Annotated in this window: 22 protein-coding genes, 1 other RNA gene and 1 riboswitch; of the genes, 5 read left to right on the top strand and 18 right to left on the bottom strand. The window is 38.5% G+C overall.

Annotated elements, in window-relative coordinates:
* Nucleotides 1-85: 85 nt before the first annotated feature.
* From ACK4M9_RS02620 to ACK4M9_RS02610, 3 genes are all read right to left on the bottom strand, one after another.
* Nucleotides 86-2,671: a cyanophycinase gene (locus tag ACK4M9_RS02620; RefSeq protein ID WP_409847629.1), complete on the bottom strand. Its 2,586-nt coding sequence runs from the start codon at nt 2,669-2,671 to the stop codon at nt 86-88.
* Between the two features lie 288 nt (nt 2,672-2,959).
* Nucleotides 2,960-4,159, bottom strand: coding sequence for a phosphoglycerate dehydrogenase (locus tag ACK4M9_RS02615; protein ID WP_409847626.1), 1,200 nt, complete (start codon nt 4,157-4,159; stop codon nt 2,960-2,962).
* A gap of 224 nt (nt 4,160-4,383) precedes the next feature.
* Nucleotides 4,384-4,464, bottom strand: a riboswitch (ZMP/ZTP riboswitch).
* Nucleotides 4,465-4,713: 249 nt separating this feature from the next.
* On the bottom strand, nt 4,714-5,619 hold the full coding sequence (locus ACK4M9_RS02610) for a cupin domain-containing protein (RefSeq protein ID WP_409848268.1): 906 nt from the start codon (nt 5,617-5,619) through the stop codon (nt 4,714-4,716).
* Between the two features lie 132 nt (nt 5,620-5,751).
* Between ACK4M9_RS02610 and ACK4M9_RS02605 the strand changes: the two genes are divergently transcribed.
* Nucleotides 5,752-6,141, top strand: coding sequence for a VOC family protein (locus tag ACK4M9_RS02605; protein WP_409847624.1), 390 nt, complete (start codon nt 5,752-5,754; stop codon nt 6,139-6,141).
* Nucleotides 6,142-6,289: 148 nt separating this feature from the next.
* Here the strand turns inward: ACK4M9_RS02605 and ACK4M9_RS02600 are convergent, their stop codons facing one another.
* Complete coding sequence (locus tag ACK4M9_RS02600; RefSeq protein WP_409847621.1) at nt 6,290-7,138, bottom strand: SDR family oxidoreductase; 849 nt, start codon at nt 7,136-7,138, stop codon at nt 6,290-6,292.
* Between the two features lie 229 nt (nt 7,139-7,367).
* On the opposite strand from ACK4M9_RS02600, the gene ffs reads away from it, so the two are divergent.
* Nucleotides 7,368-7,631, top strand: an RNA gene (ffs, locus tag ACK4M9_RS02595) — signal recognition particle sRNA large type.
* A 169-nt stretch (nt 7,632-7,800) separates the two neighbouring features.
* Here ffs and ACK4M9_RS02590 read toward each other — a convergent pair.
* The 4 genes from ACK4M9_RS02590 to ACK4M9_RS02575 all read right to left on the bottom strand — a co-directional run bounded on the left by ACK4M9_RS02590 (nt 7,801) and on the right by ACK4M9_RS02575 (nt 10,071).
* Complete coding sequence (locus tag ACK4M9_RS02590) at nt 7,801-8,013, bottom strand: DUF1540 domain-containing protein (protein WP_409847619.1); 213 nt, start codon at nt 8,011-8,013, stop codon at nt 7,801-7,803.
* A 232-nt stretch (nt 8,014-8,245) separates the two neighbouring features.
* Nucleotides 8,246-9,010: a YfjL-like protein gene (locus tag ACK4M9_RS02585; RefSeq protein ID WP_409847617.1), complete on the bottom strand. Its 765-nt coding sequence runs from the start codon at nt 9,008-9,010 to the stop codon at nt 8,246-8,248.
* A gap of 4 nt (nt 9,011-9,014) precedes the next feature.
* Nucleotides 9,015-9,593: a hypothetical protein gene (locus ACK4M9_RS02580; protein ID WP_409847614.1), complete on the bottom strand. Its 579-nt coding sequence runs from the start codon at nt 9,591-9,593 to the stop codon at nt 9,015-9,017.
* Nucleotides 9,580-10,071 (bottom strand): RNA polymerase sigma factor, encoded by a 492-nt coding sequence (locus tag ACK4M9_RS02575; protein WP_409847611.1) that lies wholly within the window; start codon nt 10,069-10,071, stop codon nt 9,580-9,582. Before ACK4M9_RS02575 ends, ACK4M9_RS02580 begins: the two co-directional genes overlap by 14 nt.
* Before the next feature lie 192 nt (nt 10,072-10,263).
* Between ACK4M9_RS02575 and ACK4M9_RS02570 the strand changes: the two genes are divergently transcribed.
* Complete coding sequence (locus ACK4M9_RS02570; protein WP_409847609.1) at nt 10,264-10,665, top strand: hypothetical protein; 402 nt, start codon at nt 10,264-10,266, stop codon at nt 10,663-10,665.
* 16 nt (nt 10,666-10,681) lie between these two features.
* Complete coding sequence (locus ACK4M9_RS02565; RefSeq protein ID WP_409847606.1) at nt 10,682-11,443, top strand: Mrp/NBP35 family ATP-binding protein; 762 nt, start codon at nt 10,682-10,684, stop codon at nt 11,441-11,443.
* A 227-nt stretch (nt 11,444-11,670) separates the two neighbouring features.
* Here ACK4M9_RS02565 and ACK4M9_RS02560 read toward each other — a convergent pair whose 3' ends face one another.
* From ACK4M9_RS02560 to ACK4M9_RS02530, 7 genes are all read right to left on the bottom strand, one after another.
* Entirely contained in the window at nt 11,671-12,009 is a 339-nt protein-coding gene (locus tag ACK4M9_RS02560) for a globin domain-containing protein (RefSeq protein WP_409847603.1), read from the bottom strand.
* 19 nt (nt 12,010-12,028) lie between these two features.
* A complete protein-coding gene (locus ACK4M9_RS02555; RefSeq protein ID WP_409847600.1) occupies nt 12,029-12,223 on the bottom strand; it encodes a hypothetical protein in 195 nt (64 codons plus the stop codon).
* A 13-nt stretch (nt 12,224-12,236) separates the two neighbouring features.
* The gene (locus ACK4M9_RS02550; RefSeq protein ID WP_409847597.1) at nt 12,237-12,734 is read right to left on the bottom strand and encodes a QcrA and Rieske domain-containing protein; all 498 of its coding nucleotides are present in this window, start codon (nt 12,732-12,734) and stop codon (nt 12,237-12,239) included.
* Complete coding sequence (locus ACK4M9_RS02545) at nt 12,731-13,300, bottom strand: 4Fe-4S dicluster domain-containing protein (protein ID WP_409847594.1); 570 nt, start codon at nt 13,298-13,300, stop codon at nt 12,731-12,733. Before ACK4M9_RS02545 ends, ACK4M9_RS02550 begins: the two co-directional genes overlap by 4 nt.
* A complete protein-coding gene (gene fdhF / locus ACK4M9_RS02540) occupies nt 13,293-15,452 on the bottom strand; it encodes a formate dehydrogenase subunit alpha (RefSeq protein ID WP_409847591.1) in 2,160 nt (719 codons plus the stop codon). Before fdhF ends, ACK4M9_RS02545 begins: the two co-directional genes overlap by 8 nt.
* Nucleotides 15,453-15,455: 3 nt before the next feature.
* On the bottom strand, nt 15,456-16,556 hold the full coding sequence (locus ACK4M9_RS02535) for an MFS transporter (protein ID WP_409847588.1): 1,101 nt from the start codon (nt 16,554-16,556) through the stop codon (nt 15,456-15,458).
* A 312-nt stretch (nt 16,557-16,868) separates the two neighbouring features.
* Nucleotides 16,869-18,251, bottom strand: a complete 1,383-nt coding sequence (locus ACK4M9_RS02530) for a YjiH family protein (protein ID WP_409847585.1) — start codon at nt 18,249-18,251, stop codon at nt 16,869-16,871.
* 418 nt (nt 18,252-18,669) lie between these two features.
* Between ACK4M9_RS02530 and ACK4M9_RS02525 the strand changes: the two genes are divergently transcribed.
* A complete protein-coding gene (locus tag ACK4M9_RS02525) occupies nt 18,670-19,497 on the top strand; it encodes a YihY/virulence factor BrkB family protein (protein ID WP_409847582.1) in 828 nt (275 codons plus the stop codon).
* A gap of 319 nt (nt 19,498-19,816) precedes the next feature.
* On the opposite strand, the gene ACK4M9_RS02520 is transcribed toward ACK4M9_RS02525, so the two are convergent.
* The 3 genes from ACK4M9_RS02520 to ACK4M9_RS02510 all read right to left on the bottom strand — a co-directional run bounded on the left by ACK4M9_RS02520 (nt 19,817) and on the right by ACK4M9_RS02510 (nt 23,302).
* Nucleotides 19,817-20,968, bottom strand: coding sequence for a homogentisate 1,2-dioxygenase (locus tag ACK4M9_RS02520; RefSeq protein ID WP_409847580.1), 1,152 nt, complete (start codon nt 20,966-20,968; stop codon nt 19,817-19,819).
* A 21-nt stretch (nt 20,969-20,989) separates the two neighbouring features.
* Nucleotides 20,990-22,246 carry a fumarylacetoacetase gene (gene fahA, locus ACK4M9_RS02515; RefSeq protein WP_409847577.1) on the bottom strand — a complete coding sequence of 419 codons (1,257 nt, stop codon included), beginning with the start codon at nt 22,244-22,246 and terminating at the stop codon, nt 20,990-20,992.
* A gap of 114 nt (nt 22,247-22,360) precedes the next feature.
* On the bottom strand, nt 22,361-23,302 hold the full coding sequence (locus tag ACK4M9_RS02510; RefSeq protein WP_409847576.1) for a hypothetical protein: 942 nt from the start codon (nt 23,300-23,302) through the stop codon (nt 22,361-22,363).
* Between the last annotated feature and the right edge of the window lie 27 nt (nt 23,303-23,329).

Below are 23,329 nucleotides of genomic sequence, written 5' to 3'. Positions count from 1 at the left end.
ATGTACATGATGTGCAAGAAAAAATCGCATGCTATTTCCTTTGTGGAATTGCATGCGATCATTTTTAAGTTAGCTTAGTTGTTTTTTAGTCTCTACTCTTCTTTTCCCCAAGATTAGCGATGATATCTAAGCCCATACTATCAATTGTAAATTGAGTACCGTTATAGTAGCCTTTTGTTCTTGGATTTTTCGAGAATGTCAAAGTAAATCTTGGGTTAGCTTCTGCAGTATCACCATAGGCAAAAGCATAAAGGCTTCCAACTAGGTTTGTCATGACCTTCGTTGTTTCATAAGCGCCAAAAATATTAGTTGAGTCATAATAAGTATCAAAGATTGGATTTGTTATTAATTCTTTATTAGAGGTTACTTTTCTCGTTTTGAAATGGTAACTGTCTCCTGATGTTAAATAGTGAACGTTTAATCCTTCGACACCAAACAGATCATCTTCTCCATAAGTCGCTTTGGAACCATCAATAACAAACCCACCTCTTTGACCGAATACGGTAACTACATCCTTATGGAACAGCATCGCCGTATTTTCATCTGGACCAAAACCAAAATCATTATTTGTGTCTCGCATTCTTACAACCAAACGCCCTAATCGTCCTCTAGCATCAAAGTGAGAGTCTAAAATTCCTTCAGTAACGAAATCAAAGCCCTGTTCAATTCCATTTCCTCCAGGTGTATTGCTTCTTAACTCAGAATAACTCGTACCTCCACCGAACATTGGGTTACTTTGAATATGAGCACCTGCACTAGAACCGCTAATGACACCACCTGCGGCATACACACCTCTTAATGCTGTTAATAGCGGTGTATCTGAACCATCATCGTTAATAAATGATCTTGCATGCCTAGATTGGTCTCCGCCATTTAAAAATACAGCTGTTGCACTATTTAATAAAGCGACATTGTCGGGATTAAAAGCTTCTGTATGATAATTATCTACACCAATCGGAATAAACACTGGCGTTAAACCATACGTGTAATACAATCTTTCATATGACATATAGTTTGCTGTGTCAACATAATAACTATTTCTAGCTACTGCTGAACTTGGACTAGCTGAACCAATAAAGGCAATCGTCGGGAACTTACCACCAGCATGCTTTCTAAGCTGCTCAAAAAACTCCAAATTGTTATCCTCTAACGATCCCCCAACAGCAATCGCTGTTCCGTCCGTTTTCATTCTGTTTCCAGCTGTGTCGGTCACTTTATTTTTATAATCGATTGTCGCATAATTACCTTCGACAATCTTTGTCTCTGGAATAGCAATGATTGCGACATCACGGCCATTTTCAGTTGTCCATTGAACTGCATTTTTGTTTGGACGTACAGGTATTGAAGCTTGAGAAGCTCCACCGTGGATCGTAATACTGTGTGCAAACTCTACTAGGTTGCTTATCTTCTTTGCTTTCTCACTCATCGGCTTATTAAATGTAACTTTTAACGAAGAAATCTTGCCAACCGGTAATGTCGCTATCGCCCCAACTGGTTGAAACGTATCTGCAACAGCTTTGTCCGAACTAGCGGGAACGGCTTTGTTTTTCGTTAAATCTGTTACATTATCAGAATAATGAAGTTCCAACGTCTGACCAACATCGATTTTTGTTGTAGGTAAGATAATTTCAACGATGCTATCTAATAACCAATTTACTGAATTAGCACTAGATTTAATTGGGATTTCGGCAATTACTTTATCTCCATTTTTTACATAAGCTGCTGTTAGCAATTCTGCAATATTAGTAATCGCTCTTGTATCCTTATGCATTGGTTTATCAAAAAACACTCTGAAATTCGTCTCATTCCCCTCAATTAAATGACGAACGATACTATTTGGCGGAGTTTTATCGCCAACTAACACCTCACCAACACCAAAGGCGACGACTGAGTAGGTAGATGAATTTATTACTACATAAGTAATTGTTGAAGCTCCAAAGCTACGTGCAGTCACCGTACCGGAAGAGTTAATAGTTGCAACAGAACGATCACTACTAGCCCAAAAGATTCTTTCAGAGTTTGTCGGTTGGTGATGACCAACTGGCGCACTTGTCTGACCAACATCGATGACATCATAGCTCACAGGTTTTAGAGCGGCATCAATTACTGAAGATAATGAGCCATGAAGTGCATGTCGTAAAGAACTAATATTTCCATACAAATTTCGACTACCAGATGTCCCACTTACATAAACCGCCATCGCTACAGCAAACTGCTCTGTTTCATCTAAGTCAGCCCAAGTAGGAGGGTTTAGCTGATGTAATTCATTTACAACAAAGTCTACACCATCACTATAATAAATAATGTCATTTACTTTCCCTAGGAAAATCCCTTGTTTAATCGCGTAAGCTAATTCCTCAGCATTTACATATCCCGTTCCGCGAAGATCAAGAACTGTTTGTGCTGCCTCGTTTCTTCCAGTACCTGTTAATGAACTCCAAGTAAATAAATTTTCAGTAATTAAAATATCTCGGATCTGATTTCGTGTCGAAGCTGCATTAATTCGGTCTAGAAGTGATTGAGTTACTTCGGCTGAGCTCACCTCAGTTGTAACAACTTCACTACTCCCAGGTGAAGTCGCTAAAGTTACTGGAGAGCTAATAAGCAATGAGCTAATAACTAAACATAGAACTAAAATAACGGAAAATCCTTTTTTAAATATAGTTGACATGACTATCCCTCCTTTTATTCATTCAAGGGATTACTTGCAAATAGCGTGCCATTTTCAGTTAATTCATAAAATTTAGAAAAACGCATTAAAGATAGGCTTTGCTCAACCTGCACACTCCTTTAAAACCCATTTTTACCCAACACGATTTACCCATTAAAAACCAATTAAAACAAAATGGACCCAGTGGTAACCAGATATATTACCAACGCTTCCACCAGAAATGGTTAATTTAATTTACATAAAAAAAAGCTAGGTTCATCCAATGACGAACTAGCTTTTTCATTTAAATTAGATTAGACGTACAGAAACAATTCCTTCGATATGTTCAATTTTTTCAACTAAAGTAGGGATAATTTCATTTTCAACTTTATTATCGATATCGATCATCGTGTAGGCATATTCTCCTCTACTTCTGTTAACCATGTCTGCAATGTTTAAATGATAATTTGAGATTGTCGATGTGATTTGCCCAACCATGTTTGGGACATTTTTATGAAATGCTGCGACACGACGCTTACCTGTATAAGGTAAAGATGCATTTGGGAAATTCACTGAGTTTTTAATATTTCCTGTTTCAAGAAATTCCTTCACCTGTCTAGCGGCCATAATCGCGCAGTTTTCTTCAGATTCTCCTGTAGATGCACCGAGATGTGGAATTGGAATGACATTTTTCATCTTCAAGACATTTTCATTTGGGAAATCTGTAATGTATTTACCAACTTTGCCGTTTGCAAGTGCATCCGCCATATCTGCTTCATTCACTAGGCCATCACGAGAGAAGTTCAAGATGTGAACGTCTGGTTTCATAATGCTAAAAGTCGCTTCATTAAACATTCCTTTAGTATCTTCGGTTAAAGGAACGTGAACTGTGATAAAGTCAGAATTAGCAAAAAGCTGTTCAATCGTCATCGCACGATGGACATTGCGAGACAAATTCCAAGCCGTGTCAACAGAGATAAACGGATCAAAGCCAATGACTTCCATGTCTAAGTTTAGGGCATCATTTGCTACTAGTGCACCGATTGCTCCTAAGCCGATGACGCCTAGAGTTTTTCCTTTGATTTCTTTTCCGACAAATTGTTTCTTACCAGCCTCAACTAGCTTTGGAATTTCGTTGCCTTCAGGTAGTAAAGTCTTCGCCCAAGCAACTCCTTCAAACAGGTTACGTGATGAAGCAATTAATGTCGTAAGAACAAGTTCTTTTACCGCGTTTGCATTAGCTCCAGGAGTATTAAAAACTACAATTCCACGTTCTGTACATTTATCAACTGGAATATTATTAACACCAGCTCCAGCCCTTGCGATTGCCTTTAATTGATTACCCAATTCAAAAGCATGCATGTTAAAACTGCGAACAAGAATAGCATCAGCATCTTCACTATTATTATCGATTGTATAATTACCTTTACTAAATACATCTAGTCCGCGTTCCGCGATATTATTTAACGTTTTGATTGTACTTACTTTGTTTACTGTTACTGTGCTCATATTTTTCTACCTCTTTCTTTTTTGAGTTAAGTATTGACAAAATATTTTGAAAATAAATCTTATGCTTACATCACTGTAGTCTATTTATCTAATAAATAGCCCCTAAGTTTCTACAGTGTTCTTGAAAAGTGAAGTGTTCAATTAGCCAATCAACCTCTAAAAATAGATAGCTCGCTTTTCGGTATCGCCTCCTATAAACATGAAGAGGTAAAGAATAAATCCTTTACCTCTGCCCAGGCGAACGGCTATCCGACATCATGTGCTCCCTCACGGTTATCCGCGTTTCGCCAGTCACACATAATCGTTTAATTTCATTCATATTACCAAATTCTAAACTAGCAATCAACCTTTTATTTTCAAAACATTGAATAATTAAAATAAATAGTCGGATGTTGTGAATAAATCGTGAAAAGACGCAGACTGAAAAAGCATACTAAATTACTTCTTCGGTAAAAACAACCACTCCAAAATATGCTCTGACAAACAAAAAAACGAGCCGATAGAAATGCTTCTATGGCTCGTTTGTAGATGGCTGCTGGCGCTCTGCACTTTTCTTAATGATTATGGTTTTCTTCAGCTGCCAGGGCAATTGCTTTCGTCTCATGAATTGTTCCGAATGGATGCTGGGGTGGAGCATAAATTGAGTAAACTTTAAGTGGTTGATTACCCGTATTCGTTAGATTGTGCCATTTGCCAGCAGGTACCATGATTGCAAAGTCTTCGTAAGCTTCTTGTTGAAAGTCTAAACTTTGTTTGCTATCGCCCATTTGAACAAGTCCTTGACCTTGTTCAATACGGATGAATTGATCAAGATTCGGGTGAACTTCTAAACCGATGTCTTCTCCAACACTAATGTTCATTAAGGTGACTTGCAAATGTTTTCCCGTCCATAATGCCGTTCGAAAAGTATTATTTTGCTTTGTAACATCCTCAATATTTACGACAAATGGTTTTGATCCATAATCGTTTGCTTTCTCATTTAAAGAGGCAAAACGTGTAGCTTTTTCTTTTTCAGCAGTAGAAGCGTGTAAAAATACATGTTGAACTAATGGATCTTGTGATAGATGACTACTTTTTCGATATTGTTCGTAGCCTTCTACACCTGCTTCTTGAGCCAATTGTAAACCTTCTCGATAACTTCCAAAATTCACTTTATCGATTTGGTAGGCAGGCTGTCTTCCAGTAATTGTGATATAAAGATTCGTCAACTGATTTAGATGAACATTTTTGTCTTCTAAAGCATGAAGTATGTCATTTTTATCGATTTCGTTTGGGGCTTGTTTTGATAATCGACGATAAAGATCTATGGTTGAAGCTTCTCTTTTTAAACCATTTAGTATTGCTTCATGTAAGTCTTGATAACTTTCTTGATAATTTCTTGACATATAGTCTGTGTGATACATTGGTGTGTTACTATTTACGTAATAAGGATATGAATACGTATTTGGAACATAATACATCTTTGTCATTCCCTTCAAAGGTTATCAAAACATCATATGCCTATGCTTAGGGAGTGTACTTTTGGTTATGAAAAATGGGCATTTAAATTCGTTAAACAGTACAATTAGATGATTTTGGGAGGAGATTAGAAAATGATAAGCTACGAAGGTCTGCATCACGTTAGTGTTTCCGTTACAAACTTAGATCAAGCAAAACGGTTTTATGAAAAGGTCTTATGTTTACAAGAAATAAAACGCCCTGATTTCGGCTTTCCGGGAGCTTGGTATGCAGTAGGTGAGCAACAAATTCATCTTATTGTCGATCCTTCCTCGCAAACGCTTCGCCAAGATCAAACGTTGAGCAGCAGAGAAGGACATTTAGCACTTAGAGTAACAAGCTATGAAGAAACCCTTCTTTGGTTAAAAAAGCAAGGCATCAATATTTTAGAAAAGCCAACGAGCAAAAGTGGATTTGCCCAACTATTTTGTGCTGATCCTGATGGAAACTTAATTGAATTAAATGTTAATCAAGCAGATATGTAAACGATTTGTTTTGATTTAATCGTTTGAGGAATAAGTTATGTTTCAAGTAAAAATGATCATATTTGTTGGTTAAAGAATTCCCTATCAAAATATTAAAGCCGAGATTAATCCTTTAAGGAGTCTCGGCTTTTTTATGTATTGCTTGTATTCACATTTTATCTGCAATCATTTTTTCACTAAGTTCCCATAGCTTTCTGGCATCCTCTTTGTTATTGGCTCTTTTTGAAGTTGCGACCGGTTTTTTTCGATAAAAGTATTTACCAGTTACGTTAGCTACCTCAGGTGAAGTGGCCAGATAAATGCTTGTCTCTGCACCTTGTTCTGGGGTAACAAAGAAAGGTTTTAACAACCTTGTAATGAACGTTCCAAATCCAGTTTCTCGGTTAATACCTATATTCGTTGCGACAGCACCTGGGTGTAAGCAGTTTACAGTTATACCTTTGTCCTTCAAGCGAACGGAAAGTTCATTGGTAAACAAGACATTAGCAAGCTTTGATTGCGCATAAGCACGGATAAAACTATAATTAGCCTTAAGATTAACGTCATCAAAATAAATCCGACCTGCCTTATGTGCACCTGAGGAAACATTTATTATTCTAGCTGGAGCACTTGCAATCAGTAGCTCAAGGAGTCGTTTAGCAAGCAAAAAATGCCCTAAGTGGTTGACTCCAAACTGTAGTTCAAAGCCATCAGCTGTTTCGTGTCGTCCGGGAAGAATTACTCCTGCATTATTAATCAGAACTTCAAGCCTATCGTATCTTTCCAAAAATTCATCACAAAAACTGTTAATGCTTTTCAATGACCCTAAATCACAAAGCATTAACTCGACCTTTTTATTGCCACTCGATTTCCTTACATCGGCTAGAGCCTCTTCGCCTCTTTGTTTATTTCTACAGAGCATCACAATCTGTGCCCCTGTCTTGGCTAGTTCTATGCAGGTCGCCTTCCCCATCCCAGAATTTGCACCCGTAACCAAGACAATGCTAGTCCCATCCATGCTTCCTTCCTCCCTTTTCGTTTCGTCAGAGAATATAGTTAGACTTTCAATCATTCTAAACCTCTTTAAAGAGGCTGAATTCCCCCCTAAAAAAGTTGTATTTAACCTTCATCATACCAGAAAAAATAAAAAAACTAACATAATTGCTAGTTCTATCCTATTATGTCAACCGTTTAATATGTACAAAGATAAGCATCCATTGTAAGATTAACTTATTCATTGAAAGACATCGCAATAGACGGGGACGTAGCGGCGCCTTGTAACCTGCAATCCGCTATAGCAGGGTCGAATTCCTAAAGAAGGTTTAATCATGTGTGACAGTGCCTTGGATTTGATGTTGAGGAAAAAATCTCTTACAAAGAAAAACCTACGAACGGGTCAGAGCCGGAAGGAAGCAGCCATAAGGAGGATCACTTTCTTGTGTAAAAGGCCATTTTTTCTGAGTCAAAGAAAAGGTAACGCATGGATGGTTGGATCGTACTTAGGTTTGCGATTTACATAAATACATTCAAAAGAAGCAGTTCCGTATTAAAGGATCTGCCTCTTTTTATTTTTGCTATACAAGTGACGGAATTTCACAGCTAACGCCATGTTTTTGCGCTGACAATTGTACAAGATTGGCTGTGCTCTGCGACTTTACATGTTTTTACATGTTTGCAAACCTATTTATGATTAGGTTTAAATGTCTTGCAACAGGTTGCGGCTGAAGTATCTGCTTTATCTATATGGTTCTTTTCATCTAATTCTGAAGACATCTCTGAATCGTATCTTGAGTGGTTATCAAGTTCAACCATAATTTTTTCAGCAGTACAAATATTCCCTTCGCCATAAAAAGTACAATTTGAAATCGCGCAAGAAACTTCTACTTTGGGCATTTTAATTAAACCTCCTCTTTTTTTTACCTCTAAGTAGTATTTTTTGTCGTAGAACTTATTTTACTCCCAATAAAGCAGACTAATTATTTCCTTGATCTAACAAACCACTGATCCAACGAATGAAGAGCGTACTCGCAGTACGACAAATAAAAAACTCAAAAGTGGTAACTTTTGAGCGGTAAAAGCATGAATAGATAGAACAGATTTTGTACAATCTAGCCCTTATCTAATTTTAAAATTCTTTTATTTTTTTCATTTTAATTTGCTCACCTTTATCAAATCCTAAGCCGTATTTTACATAGCCGTTTTCAAGTCCGTCCTTTTGCGCTGTATCATTGATGACATTTGCATTAATATTAACCCAATCATAATTGTAGTTTGCTTCATTTAATGTTTGTTGAATGAGTACGGCTGCTTCGTAAACATCTTCTGTTTCTTGATTGCTCGAATTTAAGACGATAAATATTGAAATCGGTCGATCTAGCGGCAATGCTTTATCCCAACTAACTTCGTTTTCAATCTGACCCTTCAATACTTCCATAGTAACCTCAACTACATGAATGTTTCTAACCGTTTGATCAAGTAGTTGGAAAATCTCTTCACTAGCTTCCGTCCCTAATCGCTCCATTAAGGAGTGGTCAAGTTGCGCCATTCGGATCCCGTCTAGTTTTACTTTTGGAATGATAAAACCAGAAACAGCAAATTGGTGATCTAAAATGTTAGGAATTTTTTCCTCCTCTTCTCCAACCTCCTCAGCTTCGGTCGTCTCGGCTCCAACTTCGGTAACCTTAAAGAGGTACTCTTTAAATTTAAAATCATAAAAGCCCTTATCGTTTATTCTTACAACCTTGTCAGGGTAAGTTTCGGCTAAATAGATTTGCAACGCTTTTTCGGCACGATATTTGCTAATTGGGTTTCCATTAAATTCGTTGTATACAAATAATACAAAAGTAACAAGGAACAACAGGGCTACACTTAAGATCATTTTTTTCCACATATTCTCAATCCCTTTCCATTAACTTCAGAATAATCCACGCGATGAGAGCACCAATTAACGCAAAAGCAAAATGAAGTACGGATAGCACTAACGAACCGAATAAGCTGGAAGTCAAAAATTCGAAAATGGTGATCCCTTCCATGTAATGACCATTAAAGTAGTCGTTAATATTCGTTCCGACTGACCAAAAGAAAATTGGCAAAAACGAAAGGTAAAAAACGATTTTAAAATCCTTGTAAAATAAAAACGAAACGACTCCCAAAACGGCATACCATAAAACAAAGCCAAAGCTTTCATTCAATAATGACGTGTTAATTGCTAACAGGAACGATAGCGCAACAAAAATAATTTGATACATCGCAAGCTTCCTGTTAATTTGTTGAAACATTTTTGTTGAGTCGACAGAAGATTTAATAACTGTATTTGGGAGTGCTTGTGATGATAATTCCAAAAGCTTAGCGTACTCGATATTATTTTTTGCTTGCTCTTCTAACCATGCTGTTGTTTCTGCACTTAGTAGGCCTTCCTCGTATAGAGGAAGTAAATCCTCGATGATATGCTTTGTTTGATTATCCTTCATCATCACTCAGCTCCTTTTGCATTTTGAGCTTTGCCCGATGGAACATAATCCGGGCATAGTTTTCACTTTTTTCAAGTAAATCGCCAATTTCTTTAAATGACAACTCCCCATAAATTCGTAAAGTGACGACTTCTTTTGAAAGTTCGTCTAACTGATGAATGAGTTGAATCAATTGGCGCTTCTCTTCTCTTTTCATAAAATGCTCTTCAGAAGATTCGATATGGAGAGTTTCTAACTGCAGTTGTTCAGTCAACCCATTTCTATACCTATTCGAGCGATAGTATTTTTTCAGAACATTTTTAGCGATCGCAAAAACCCATGTTTTTACATTTGAAAGGCCTGCGAAGCCTTGATACCCTTTGATCGCCTGATAAAACACTTCCTGCGTCAAATCCTCTGAAACCTCCTTGCTCAATGTTTTCACATAGAAAAAGGCATAGATATTCGGTTGAATATCCTTATATAGTTGCTCCAACTCCATATGCTGCTCTCCCTCTTAGACTGTGTGCACAACAATCATTGATTTGGTTTCATCCATTTAGTACCACGATCTGATCTTTCGTTACAAACTATTTTACTATTTTTTAACAGGAATGCCTTTAGAAAGTTTTTGCTATTCTTTGTTTTATCTTCAAACAACCTTGTCCATACTTATTGTAGGAAAAAGGAGGTATTGAAACTGCTAACAACTACGATTACATTTCAAGACACTTTCAATGAGACGATCCTTGATATAGCGAATCTAGAAAAAGTGAGCAATACTCACTATAACATTTTGATAGCAACTGCTGATAAGAAAATCGGCGACCTATTGATTACTGAAGGGAAAATGACAATTCAATATTCAGGTGAATTGGCACTAGCTGAATACAGCAACATTCATGATCTCATCGTCTATCTGCAAAAATCGTTAAAGGGTGACGTCGATGATTCAAAGAGCTTTTTGGGTTATTTACCTGATGGTGAGTCTGTTTATATCACTAAAAATTGGGATAAGTGGATTAGCTACATCTTTAGTTCAATGAACAATTGCAAAGCGGATGCTTCAAATGTAATAGCTTTATGTCGTCAATAAAACTAGGAGGGTTACAATGTTATCTGGTGAAATCATTTCTGTTATATCTGGGAAAGGTGGAGTTGGAAAGTCAACTGTATCTGCCAATCTTGCAGTTTCACTTGCCAGACAAGGGTACGCTGTTGCCTTAATTGATTTTGATATTTATGGGAGTAGCATCCCGAAAATGCTTAATATCGGCTTTGGCCCCAAATCAATTAACAACAGAATTGTCCCTGTTGAATCACACGGTGTTGTGGTCATGTCGATGGGCTTTATCGTTAAAAATAATGATCCGGTCGTTTGGCGCGGACCAATGCTAGGGAAAGTTGTGGAACAGTTTATAAATGACGTCATTTGGGGGAAATTGGACTATGTAGTTATTGATATGCCGCCTGGCACAGGAGATGTAGCGATGGATGTTAATCGCCTCATTCCTAGTTCGAGTCAAATTCTCGTGACGACACCACATCCAATGGCTTCTCATGTTGCAGAAAGAGCTGGGAAGATGGCTATAAGCAATAACCATGAAGTCCTTGGAGTTGTCGAAAATATGTCCTATTTTCAGCCACCTGAAACTGATGCGAAATATTTTATATTTGGAAAAGGTGGGTCTGAACAACTTGCTTCCTCATTGGGAACCGAAGTGATCGCAACTCTACCGATCATCGCCCCTAAGGATGGCGATTTCGAGCCTTCTATATTTCGTAAAGGAACAATCCTATTTGAAAAATATGATCTACTTGCGAAGAATGTCGTTGAATTAATTTCAAAAAAAAGCGACTCCTCCGCTTCGTGACTGTTTCGTATTTTGTAAAATGAGCATGTAAATGAAGAGGCTGTTCCAAACGTATCAGCTACCAATGAAAGTTCACTTTCACCAACACGGATGTAAATTCGATCTACGCAAAACATCCAATCGAAGAAAGTGAACTTTCCTGTAGATGCTATTTACAGGGTAGACACCTCCGTCTACGATTTGGAGGTGAATTGACATTATGGAACAGCCTCTTCAGATTTAGTTGACTACTTTCCTATTACGTTTTCTTTATAGCCCTTCATCATCTCAATTGCTTTCATTTTTTCAGCCTCACTATAGCCATGGTCATCTAGCGTTTGGACAAAATGGCCAACCATTGACTCAAAATGGTGATCATCTATAGAAATATGCTTATGTGCTTGTTGAATTTGTTCATTTGTATACTGACCTTCACCAAATGCGTGTGAATGAAACGTATGTGGATGATGCTTGATCTGCTCATGTGCAAATTGTTGTAATAACTCTTGTAACTGACGATCTCCTTGAACTCTCCGAAAAAACTCTTTGCCCAGTTCTTCATAATGTTCTTCTTCATTCGTTCTCAAGTCGTTCACCCCTTAGTAGTTATTGATCCATAACACGATCGATTTTTTTAAAGAAAATGTAAGTAATTATTGTGATGACTAACATAAAGCCTAATCCGTAAACATAGTAAGGTAGTGTATCAAAATGACCTGCTAAAAATTCCTCCACCATGTATTGAACCAAAATGATTTGTACAGTAATTAAACTGATAAAGATCCACCATGCCATCCTCATTTACCTTCACCTCCTAGTGTTGTGATTGGGTAATTCCAACTGCATAAATTCCGTTATCCTTAAATGCTAATTGAATAGTAGGCAGTCCGCGAGGTGGCGGTCCTGCGATCACTGAGCCATCTTCAACATTAAAAAAACCATGATGACAAGGGCAAACGAGATGGCCCTCCTCCTTTTCCCAATAGACTGGGCACATTAGGTGGGTACATTTAATGTTATAAGCGCGATACTCATTTTCTGCGATGCGGATCAGCATCGCCGGGTCATGCTCTTTAGGGTAACTAAAGGTGACACTGTCCCCAACCGCCAAATCTCCAACATTTGCAATAAACGTCTCTAAATCAGGGGTTTCTGCTCGCTTTGATAAAACAACTAGTGGTGTTGAGCTTAAAAATAATAAACCCATTAATGAAAGAGTTGAAGCCACAAACCCTCTTCTATTTAAATCTAACTCGCGATCTCTTCTAATGTTAAAAGTAAGTGAACGAAGAAATTCTTCAATTTTCTTCATGATTGCACCCCTTCACCATCGTAAAATCCAAAACTGTTTCCTTTTGTATCAGGTAAACCTATTACTGTTTTTGTTTCAATCGTTGTGCCGTCGAAGTCCCATTTGTATTGCACTTCTTTTGGCGAATGGAATTTCAATTCTTCTTCATCAAGGAAAAGAATCGTATCTGTAGGGCAAACACTTGCACACATTGGCGGTGTTCCTTTTGACGTGCGATCATAGCACATGTCACATTTGTACATCATTTTCTTAACATCATCGACTCTTGGTATTCCAAACGGACAAGCGTACGTACAATTTTTACAACCTATGCACTTCTCCAAGGATGCTGAGAGGACAAATCCATCAGCTGTTACCGAGATCGCTTGTACAGGACAGCTTTCTGCACAGGCTGGGGTAACACAATGCATACAGGGGGTTGGCGAAGTTGCGACTGTTTCCCCAGGATTTAACTCATCAACGAACATTCGCGACATATGGTCATGACCACTGCACTCTTCACAACCAATAATGCAAGCCCTACACCCGATACACCGTTCGTAATCGATATATAAGACTTTACTCATGTTTTACACCTACATTCTCAACTTTTTCAATTTTCACTGCGCAAACCTTAAATTCAGGAATTTTCGATTTTGGCTCTAAAGCTGGGTTCGTTAAATGATTAATCGCTAATGACTTACCCCAGTGATAAGGCACAAAAACCATGTCTTCTCTGATAATCTTGGTTATTTTTGCAACGACTTCCATGCTCCCACGGACACTTGATACCTTTACCAGTTCTCCATTGCCAATGTTAAGCTTTTTAGCTAAATTCGGATGGATTTCGATATAAGGGTCCGGACAGAAATTAAGTAGCGATTCAATTCTTCGAGTTTGATTGCCACTTAAATAGTGATAAACAACTCGTCCTGTCGATAGAAAAATTGGGTACTCAGCGCTAATTTTTTCATTAGGGCCTTTATGTTCAAAAGCTAAAATCCTTGCTTTTCCATCTGGAAAGTTGAATTTGAAGTCTTCAAATAAGCGCGGCATCCCCTCTGATTCCTCGGTTGGACAAGGCCAAAATACACCTTGCATTTTATCTAACTTTTCATAAGTTATCCCATAATAGTCAGCAATTCCTCCCTTGCTTGCAACTCGAAGTTCATTAAAAATATCTTCGGGCTTGTCGTATTTAAAGTACTTCCCTTTACCAAGTCGTTCAGCTAACTCACAAATAATTTCCCAATCACGTCGCGATTCTCCAGGTGTTCGATCAATCCCTTTAAGACGCAGCACTCGCCCTTCAACATTTGTAGTTGTTCCATCATCCTCCACCCAAACGGTTGAAGGCAGTACAACGTCAGCTAGCTCAGCAGACTCTGATAGAAACATATCGATGGCCACAAAAAAGTCTAGACTTTTTAGATATTCATTTACATCAGCAACTGAAGGCGAAGAAACAACAGGATTACTACAAGCCAGTAATAAAAACTTGATCTCTGTACCAAGTGCTTGCAGCAACTCAAACGCCGACAAGCCTGGCCCTGGGATTTCTGATTCATCTACTCCCCAAACACTAGCTATGTATTCTCTAGCCTTCGGATCGGTGATTTTTCGAAAGCCTGGTAGCTGATCTGTTTTTTGACCATGCTCTCTACCACCTTGTCCATTTCCTTGGCCAGTGAATGTTGCAAAGCCAGAGCCTTTTCTACCGATTTTTCCAGTTACTAAACAAAGGTTCACATAAGTAGATACAGCATCTGTTCCGGTAGCGTGCTGTTCGACTCCACGAGCAAACATCGCCATCCCATTTTTCGCTTGACCAAAAATTCTTGCTGCACTAACAATCTTTTCAGGGGCAACCCCTGTTATCTCTGCAACAACTGTTGGTGTGTATTTCTTAACTAGCTCCTTCAATTCTTCATAGCCAGTTGTATGATTTGTGATAAAGTCGTGGTCGACTAAATCCTCCTCAATCATGACATGAAGCAACCCATTGGCAATTGCAACATCCGTTCCAGGGCGAATATCTAAATGAATATCAGCAACTAATGCAGTCTTTGTTTGCCTAGGATCTACAACGATAAGTTTCGCGCCATTATCTCTAGCACCCCAAATATAGGGCATTGATAGCGGATGACATTCAGCTGTGTTCGATCCCGCTAGAAGCAGGACATCAGCAGATTTAATATCTGACCAAGGATTTGTAGAACCGCGATCAATACCAACACTTTGGTTAAAGCCAAATGACGCAGATGACATACAATAACGTCCGTTGTAATCGATGTTTTTCGTCCCAAGGCCAATCCGAGCAAATTTGCCCATTAGATAACACTTTTCATTCGTCATCGATGAACCACTATAAATTCCGATTGCATCTTTCCCATGTTTTGCTTGGATTTCTTGGATTTTTGAAACGATCAGCTCCATTGCCTCATCCCAACTCGACTTGACAAGCTCACCGTTTTTCCTGATCAGCGGATAAAGCAGCCTTTCTCCGTGCTCTGCTTGGCGATAAGCAGCAACGCCCTTTGGACAAAGTCTGCCGCCATTCATCGGAAAATCATAACGGGGTTCAACCCCAAGAACTTCCTTTGTTTCAGTTTTCACACGAATGTTCATCCCACATTGCATGCCGCAAAAGCAACAGTGTGTCGAAATTAAATCTTCGCCATCTCGTTGTATCGCATTAAAATCTCGTTGGGAATACTCCCTATTTTGAGCGTGGCCCATATATTAATTCTCCCCTTTCGCACCTTGCAGACCGTTACGTCCATTACTTTCTAGGACGATATTTGCCTGTCCTAAATGAATTTTCGCACCATAACCACCTAAACGATGGCTAACTCTCCGACATTCTGAACACATATCAGAAAAATGAAGTGAGGTTTGATCGATCGGTACCGATAAATGTCTTTTTGCTAAGCCTATTTGTACATCTTTTATTTGCGTTGCAGTTGCATACTCTCGACCACACTTTGCACATTGCTTTTGATCTTGACTTGCGTGATACATCGGAACAACTAACGCTAAAAAGCGGAGTGGTAAATGCCAGAACTTGCTGAACGGAAAATAGAGAAGAAAAACGATTACCGTAACCTGATGAGCTAAAGCAATTCCTAAGTAAAAAAAACCTTCCATCCAAATTGCTGAGATTGTTAATAAGGAGCCAGTAATTGATATCGCAATTAATAGGAGAAGCGGAAAAAAATCATATTCCTTTGATTGTTCCACTATCTTTTTTTCGTCTGTAACTCTCCTGTAAAGCGCCATCGAACAGCCAATAATAACAGCGATTCCGGTCCAATTTAGACCGTGATATAGCATTCCAGCTAAAAATGAGTCTGCCTCCATTTGAAATAAAGAAATTCCGAAAAACACGACATCATACGTCTTCGGATGAATTAGTTCAAAATGGACCCAATTTAATACAAGGGCAAATGTAATCGCAAAGGAAAATAATACACCCCAGGAAATGAGCATATGCTGTGCCCACCGAAAGAACGATCGGTTTCTAATAAACTTCTGTTCTCCAAAATTGGAATACAACGTTTTGAAGGCGAACTTCAACCCTTTAGGACTTGTCATCATCTTAATCCCTTGTTTCCATAATCTCCTTGTCGGAGGGCGAAGTGTCCACGATGTAATCCTTATCGTTAATAATACAAAACATAAAATTGTTGCCCAGAGGTAGCCATACAAAGCCATATCAACATAACCCAATCGCTCTGATCCAAAGTAGATCGAAAAAAAGACCAATACTAATACAATAAACGCATTTCGAGCAGATTTTTTTGAAAATAACAAAGAATCCTCTTCATATGGACTAAAATTCATCTCATTCCTACCCTTTCTAATAATTGTTTAGTTTGGGTTAGTATTCCAATTGATTCCATAAAAATGCAGAAAAAATATACATAAAATAAATATGGCTACTTGAACTTATTGGAATTTTTCACAAGGAGGAAAACTAAGATAGTAATTAATAATAATGACACCAACGATTTTTAGCTCAACTAATGACAAAAACCAGAAACGAAAAAATTCTCGTTTCTGGTTCTGAGTTCTGATATATGGTGGCAAATTTATGATCAAAATATTTTTAAGAAGCTCTTACCTTTAAATTTCTGTGTTCAGGCTTTCAAGCTATTAAAAAATAATATGAGCAACAGCTACTATAATTGGTAATGTAATAATCGTACGTAATAAGAAGATAAGAATTAAATCTTTAATAGTTATTGGAAGTTTTGAGCCTAGGAGTAGTCCCCCTAATTCGGACATATAAATGAGTTGTGTTACCGACACACAGGCAATGATAAATTTTGTCATTTCACTTTCAATCCCACTGCCAATTAATGCCGGAAGAAACATATCAGCAAATCCAATAACCATGGTTTGTGCTGCGGCTTCTGCCTCTGGAACCTGCATCAAAGTAAGTATTGGTTCAAACGGCTTCCCTAAAATTGCGAAAACTGATGTGTGTTCTGCAACAATTAATGCAACCGTTCCAATTGCCATAACGATCGGAAGAACTCCAACCCACATATCAATTACATTTTGAAAGCCCTCTTTTACTATTGTAAAAGCTTTTTTGTTTGTCTTTGCTTTTGTAACCGCTTGATTAACTCCCCATTTAACCATTGAGGTACCTGCTGGAATAGACTCTTCTACTTTTAATTCAGCCTTTTCATAGCCTGTGTCTGCTTTTTTGGACAATGGTGGAATTCGTGGCATAATGATTGCAGCAGCAAGCCCCGCTAAAATAATTGTAAAGTAGTATTCGCCAAAATAATTCCCTAGATCTAAATACTCGATAATAACAATTGAAAACGTAATCGAAACGACTGAAAAAGTTGTTGCAACAACCGCTGCTTCTCGTTTCGTATAATAACCTTCTTCATACTGTTTTGTAGTTAGTAAAACGCCAATTGTTCCATCACCCACCCAAGAAGCTAAACAGTCTAGTGACGATCTACCTGGTAATGTAAAAATCGGTCTCATCAATTTAATCAACAAAGCACCAATAAACTCAAGTAATCCAAAGTTTAATAACAGTGGCAGAAAAATCCCCGCAAATAAGAATGTAGTCAATAAAACTGGCATTAATTCAAACATTAATAGCCCGCCTGTATCTTCAGAATAGATCAATTCTGGTCCTAACGCATAAACTGTCACTACCGCAAATATCAATCCGAGAATACGTGCTATAAACCAAAAAAGTGAAACATTCAACAGCTTATTCAGAAAGCTACTTCGTAAAATAAACCCTGGTTTAAATACAATTGCAATAAAAGAGCCAAGTACTGATAGTGCAATAATAACTACTGTTATAGTTGGCACTGCACTACCTAACAAATCATTTAATGTTTTTGCAAAAAAGGCAACCGGAATTGTGATACTATCCCCTGATGAAATAGGAACGATAAATAAAAGCAGACCAACTAATGATGGGAGAATAAATTTCAAGTAATCTTGCTTAGTGTGTGCACTTACAGCTGACTCGTTACTTTGCTTTTTTGTTAATCCGTTCATCTAAATGAACCCCCTTATAATAACTTTATTAAAATACTAAAACATTATTCTATGTATTCACCTAACCTAAAATCCAAATCTTAATTCTACTTTATAACAGTTCTTTTTAGCGATTTTGGATAAGAGCGAAAGATAGTAAACTTTATAATATTATTATAGTGTATTGTATCAGTAAATAACAACTGGTTTTTAAATATTCTAAATTATTGGTAATCACTTTTAAGAAAGTGTTAAAATGACCAAAGAAGGCATCCTAGACTTTTTAAAAAAAATTCGAGAAAAAACAAGTATAACTTTTACAAAATGAAATGATTGACGTTGGATTGTTTTTTGGCTCCCATAAAATTTAACCTCTGTTTAATTATCAAGAAAAATGGGCAATAAATAATTAGCAGTACATTAAGGCGGTGTATTTTAGTTGAAATTAAGACACGTACATTCATTTTCAAAAGAATTTTACGAACAATTGAAAAAAGATCCAGTACAAGATTGGGCTGCTACATTGGCCTATTACTTTATGCTATCGATTTTCCCACTTCTGATTTTTATTTTGTCATTACTCCCTTATTTACCAATTGATAATGAACAAATTTACAGCTTTGTTCATGACTATGCTCCTCCCGAGTTAGCAGAGCTTTTTACAGGTACAATTTTAGAAGTCATCGCAGAGCCTAAAGGTGGATTACTCTCGTTTGGTATTTTAGCTACTTTGTGGACAGCCTCTAATGGAATAAATGCTTTGATACGAGCACTTAACCGCGCTCATAATATCGATGAAACTCGATCATTCTTTCGGATTAGATTTATGTCAATATTTTTAACACTAGGGATGGTGACAGTATTTTTTGTTACACTACTGCTCCCTGTTTTTGGTAATGCAATCTTAACTGGTATTAACGATATTTTCCCTCTATCCGAGGGTACTTTTGTTACCTTAAATCGTCTTCGGTGGGTCGTTGGCGTTGTCATTATGACAGCCATCTTAATGCTACTTTATAAGATTGCTCCAAATCGGAAGCTGGCCTTTCGCGATGTCATCTATGGTGCACTTTTAGCGACAATCAGTTGGCAACTTATCTCGTTTGGATTTTCACTGTACATATCAAACTTCAATAACTTTACTGCAACCTATGGAAGTTTAGGTGGTGTCATTATTTTAATGCTATGGTTCTACTTGAGTGGCTTAATCTTAGTTATTGGTGGTGAGATTAACGCAACGCTCGATAACCTTAAACAAAAAAATTAATGAATTGCACTAATTAAAGCTAAAAAGTAACAATCTACCCGTAATTTTTGGGCTCGATTGTTACTTTTTTTGTTAAATAGGCATTATTCAGTTGAATTGAGTAATTTTTTCAAGCCAGAAATTTGGTTTACTATCCAAATGAGTGTGATTATTAGCCAAATTGAGTCGTTAACTATCCAAAAATTGAATTTACTATCCAAACGAGGCCAGTTATTAGCCAAACACAGAAACTCTACTGTAGCAAACTCTAAAAGTAGCACAATTTAGGTGCCAGGCACCTAAACTGAAGAAATGGTGCCTGGCACCAATATCGTGGTACCTAAATCCAGCTGTACTTGTAGGCTTTATCTTCTAATGGGTGCGCTTGTTTTACGACTTTCAATGGGCGGAATGTATCAATCATGACCGCTAACTCAAATGTTTCTTTCTTGCCAATGCTTGCTTCGATCGTCCCTGGGTGTGGTCCATGTGGAATGCCGGATGGATGTAGTGTAAATGAACCTTCCTCAATCCCTTTGCGACTCATAAAATTGCCTTTTACATAATAAAGAACTTCATCACTATCGACATTACTATGATAGTAAGGTGTTGGTACCGCTTCCGGGTGATAATCATACATCCGCGGAACAAACGAGCAGATGACAAAGTTGTTTGCTTCAAACGTTTGATGAATTGGCGGTGGCATATGAATTCGGCCTGTGATCGGCTCAAAATCTTCAACGGGAAAAATGTACGGGAAAAGATAGCCATCCCAACCAACAACGTCTAACGGATGATGTCCAAATACATGAGAGTGCAAAAATCCTCTTGATTTCGTTCGAACTTCATACTCCTTTGTTTCTACATATGTCTCTAACCTCTCCGGCCCATGAAAGTCACGCTCGCAAAATGGGCTATGCTCGAGTAATTGCCCATGTGGATTGCGATAACGTTTCGGTGTTGTTATCCAACTGTTCGTTTCGATGACTAACATTTTAGACTCGCCGATGTCTGGAACAACTCGGTATATCGTGCCGATTGGTAAAACAATGTAATCCCCTGGTTTATAGGTGAGTGTTCCAAACGTCGTTTCAACCTTACCAGACCCATAATGGACGAACAAAACTTCGTCGCCATCACCATTGCGGTAAAAATAGTCCATCTTCTTCGTTGGATTAACAACACCGATGAGGACATCTTCGTTCCCTAAAATATAATGTCTACCCATGACGGCATCAGTTAAATCTGTATAGTAATTCGAGCGAAGATGACGTGGCGCAAGGTCAGCTTGGTCTTCATACTGAATTCGACAATCCTTTAACAGCTCAGACCTGATCATTCGTGTTGGCGGATTGTGGTGATACAAAATTGATTGAATTCCTGAAAAACCTTTTGTTCCCATGACTTGTTCCCGATATAACGAACCATCCTCTTTTCGAAAAACAGTGTGTCGCTTCCGTGGGATTTTCCCCATTTGTTTATAGAAAGGCATGTTACGATCCCCCTTTAAATGTTAATCGTAGGCTGGAAGAATTCGTCCTGTTACCTCACCAAAGCCGATTCGATAGCCATCTCCTTGGCACCATCCAGTCATCGTTAACAAATCTCCATCTTCTAGCCAAACGCGTTGTTCACCATTGTTCATTTCAATTGGCTCAGTTCCGCGCCAGCTAAGCTCTAATAAACTGCCACGCTCCTCTTTCTTCGGACCGCTAATTGTTCCCGATGCGAGGAGGTCGCCAGGACGTAAGTTACAACCAGTAATTGTGTGATGACTAATTTGCTGGGCCATGCTCCAGTAAAGGTAGTTGAAATTAGTCGAAACGATTTTTTGCGCTGTTTCCATTTCTTGACTCTTTAAATATACTTCAAGGTTAATATTAAACGAGCTTGCACGATTTTTTTGAAGATAAGTTAATGGCGTAGGTTCTTGCTTTGGACCTTGGACACGAAACGGCTCAAGTGCCTCTAGCGGTACGACCCAAGGTGAGATCGACGTCGCAAAACTTTTAGCAAGAAACGGCCCAAGTGGCTGATACTCCCATGCTTGAATATCACGAGCACTCCAGTCATTAACTAAAACGAGACCGAAGATTTGATCTTCTGCATCAGTAATTGCGATTGGCTTGCCTTGTTCATTACCCGGTCCAATAAACCAACCCATCTCTAATTCCATGTCGAGCTGTTTACTCGGACCAAAGATTGGCGCGTCAGCTGTTGGCGGCTTCATTTGCCCTTTAGGTCGTCGGACATCAGTGCCACTAACAACGACCGAGCTTGCCCTACCGTGATACCCGATCGGTAAATGCGTCCAGTTAGGCATTAGCGCGTTTTCTTTGCCACGAAACATCGTCCCAACGTTTGTTGCATGTTCTTTTGATGCATAAAAATCGGTATAGTCACCAATTTGAGCTGGTAATAGTAACTCTACATCATTTTGACTAATTAGCGCCTGACTACGAAGTGTTTCATCGTCCCTTAACGTTGGCTCATCTTCACTTAATAGTAATTGAAGCTTTGTACGTACTTTTTTCCAGGCATTACTCCCTAGCTCCATAAAGGCATTAAGTGTTGGTTGATTAAAAATGTCTGTTTGGATACCAGCTTCTTTAAAAAGTCCAGCAGCTTCTATCACAGAAAGATCCAACACATAATCGCCGATCGCTACGCCAATACGGGCATTACCACCACTTAGCGGTCGAAAAACCCCGTAAGGTAAGTTTTGGATCGGAAAATGTGAGGAAGGATCGACTTGAATAAATGACTTCATGTATTTGATAAACCTCCTTTAAAAAAATTGATTCCGAGCGCTTGTAAGGAACAAACAGTGTCGCAAAAGCAATCCTACTCTTGCAACAGTAGGTTCATGCGCTCGGAAAAATCTCTAACGTATTTTTTGCAACTGAAGACCTTCACGCGGTTCGGTAAAGCTGCAACTTCCATACGAACAAAGCCCTTCTTGTCGAAGTTGTTTTATCTCTGAAACCGAAACGCCTAAGTCTTTCCAGAACAATCCTTTTTCGGTAAACCGAAAATGAGAACCATCCTCGTCAGCTAGAATTTCGGCAGTCGTTGCAATATCTAACCGGTGGACTCTCGCCACCATTCCTGCGGTAAAAACATTTAAAAACCCATGCATTTTTGCATCTACTTCCTTGCGATACATACGAATCGGATGATGCAGGCCAGCCGTGAACTTTAGTGGAATTCTTCGCTCATAACAACCAACAAGCACAGTCGCTACTTGATCTGCAGTCGGAAAGGCGTCAGCCGTAAGTCCACCTGTTCGTAATTTCAAGCCAAGGACGACGTCACTTTTACGGTTATGTTCAGCAATTTCATCAATCGTTTTTAGCATATTGTCAACCCACTCAACATTTAAAGGTAGCGTCATTTCACAGAATGTTTGCAAACCATGCTTGCTCGTCTCATTACCGATGCCCCTAAGCAAATGACCATTAGGAATGATTGGCGGCAGAGGCAGTTCTAATACACTGACATGCACCTTCTCTTTCTGGTTGCTGCGAAAAGTAGAAATTCTATTCAGATCATCCTCAAGTGTCTCAAGACAATGATCTGCATCTGTACTGCGCTGCCCGATCGCTGCGATGTTCAATCTATTTTTTTCTGAAAAGAGCAAAACATAAGGGTCTAGTTCAGCTAAACTCGCTGCTGGAATGATGAAGCGACCTAGCATCCATGAATCCTGATCAGATTGATAGGTTCGATAATTTTGCACCGCTTCTGCTAACGGTAGCTGTGAAGGCGGGAAAAGACCCGCATAATCGATTAAGCCAGATAAGAAAGATTGAGTACTAGATTTCACAACAATCACTCCTTTCATCGCTAGCTA

It is taken from the genome of Anaerobacillus sp., from assembly GCF_046314235.1.
GTDB lineage: Bacteria > Bacillota > Bacilli > Bacillales > Anaerobacillaceae > Anaerobacillus.
Note: the sequence above shows the minus strand (reverse complement) of the source record. Positions and strands in the feature narration are given on the sequence as shown.

Excerpts from the sequence above, each read along its gene's own strand:
- ACK4M9_RS02530 (WP_409847585.1), bottom strand. The coding sequence starts at position 18,251 with ATGAACGGATTAACAAAAAAGCAAAGTAACGAGTCAGCTGTAAGTGCA.
- fahA (WP_409847577.1), bottom strand. The coding sequence starts at position 22,246 with ATGAAGTCATTTATTCAAGTCGATCCTTCCTCACATTTTCCGATCCAA.
- ACK4M9_RS02590 (WP_409847619.1), bottom strand. The coding sequence starts at position 8,013 with ATGCCCAAAGTAGAAGTTTCTTGCGCGATTTCAAATTGTACTTTTTAT.
- fdhF (WP_409847591.1), bottom strand. The coding sequence starts at position 15,452 with ATGGGCCACGCTCAAAATAGGGAGTATTCCCAACGAGATTTTAATGCG.
- ACK4M9_RS02575 (WP_409847611.1), bottom strand. The coding sequence starts at position 10,071 with ATGGAGTTGGAGCAACTATATAAGGATATTCAACCGAATATCTATGCC.
- ACK4M9_RS02545 (WP_409847594.1), bottom strand. The coding sequence starts at position 13,300 with ATGAGTAAAGTCTTATATATCGATTACGAACGGTGTATCGGGTGTAGG.
- ACK4M9_RS02610 (WP_409848268.1), bottom strand. The coding sequence starts at position 5,619 with ATGTATTATGTTCCAAATACGTATTCATATCCTTATTACGTAAATAGT.
- ACK4M9_RS02555 (WP_409847600.1), bottom strand. The coding sequence starts at position 12,223 with ATGAGGATGGCATGGTGGATCTTTATCAGTTTAATTACTGTACAAATC.
- ACK4M9_RS02520 (WP_409847580.1), bottom strand. The coding sequence starts at position 20,968 with ATGCCTTTCTATAAACAAATGGGGAAAATCCCACGGAAGCGACACACT.
- ACK4M9_RS02535 (WP_409847588.1), bottom strand. The coding sequence starts at position 16,556 with ATGAATTTTAGTCCATATGAAGAGGATTCTTTGTTATTTTCAAAAAAA.
- ACK4M9_RS02550 (WP_409847597.1), bottom strand. The coding sequence starts at position 12,734 with ATGAAGAAAATTGAAGAATTTCTTCGTTCACTTACTTTTAACATTAGA.
- ACK4M9_RS02620 (WP_409847629.1), bottom strand. The coding sequence starts at position 2,671 with ATGTCAACTATATTTAAAAAAGGATTTTCCGTTATTTTAGTTCTATGT.
- ACK4M9_RS02600 (WP_409847621.1), bottom strand. The coding sequence starts at position 7,138 with ATGGATGGGACTAGCATTGTCTTGGTTACGGGTGCAAATTCTGGGATG.
- ACK4M9_RS02565 (WP_409847606.1), top strand. The coding sequence starts at position 10,682 with ATGTTATCTGGTGAAATCATTTCTGTTATATCTGGGAAAGGTGGAGTT.
- ACK4M9_RS02585 (WP_409847617.1), bottom strand. The coding sequence starts at position 9,010 with ATGTGGAAAAAAATGATCTTAAGTGTAGCCCTGTTGTTCCTTGTTACT.
- ACK4M9_RS02580 (WP_409847614.1), bottom strand. The coding sequence starts at position 9,593 with ATGATGAAGGATAATCAAACAAAGCATATCATCGAGGATTTACTTCCT.
- ACK4M9_RS02615 (WP_409847626.1), bottom strand. The coding sequence starts at position 4,159 with ATGAGCACAGTAACAGTAAACAAAGTAAGTACAATCAAAACGTTAAAT.
- ACK4M9_RS02605 (WP_409847624.1), top strand. The coding sequence starts at position 5,752 with ATGATAAGCTACGAAGGTCTGCATCACGTTAGTGTTTCCGTTACAAAC.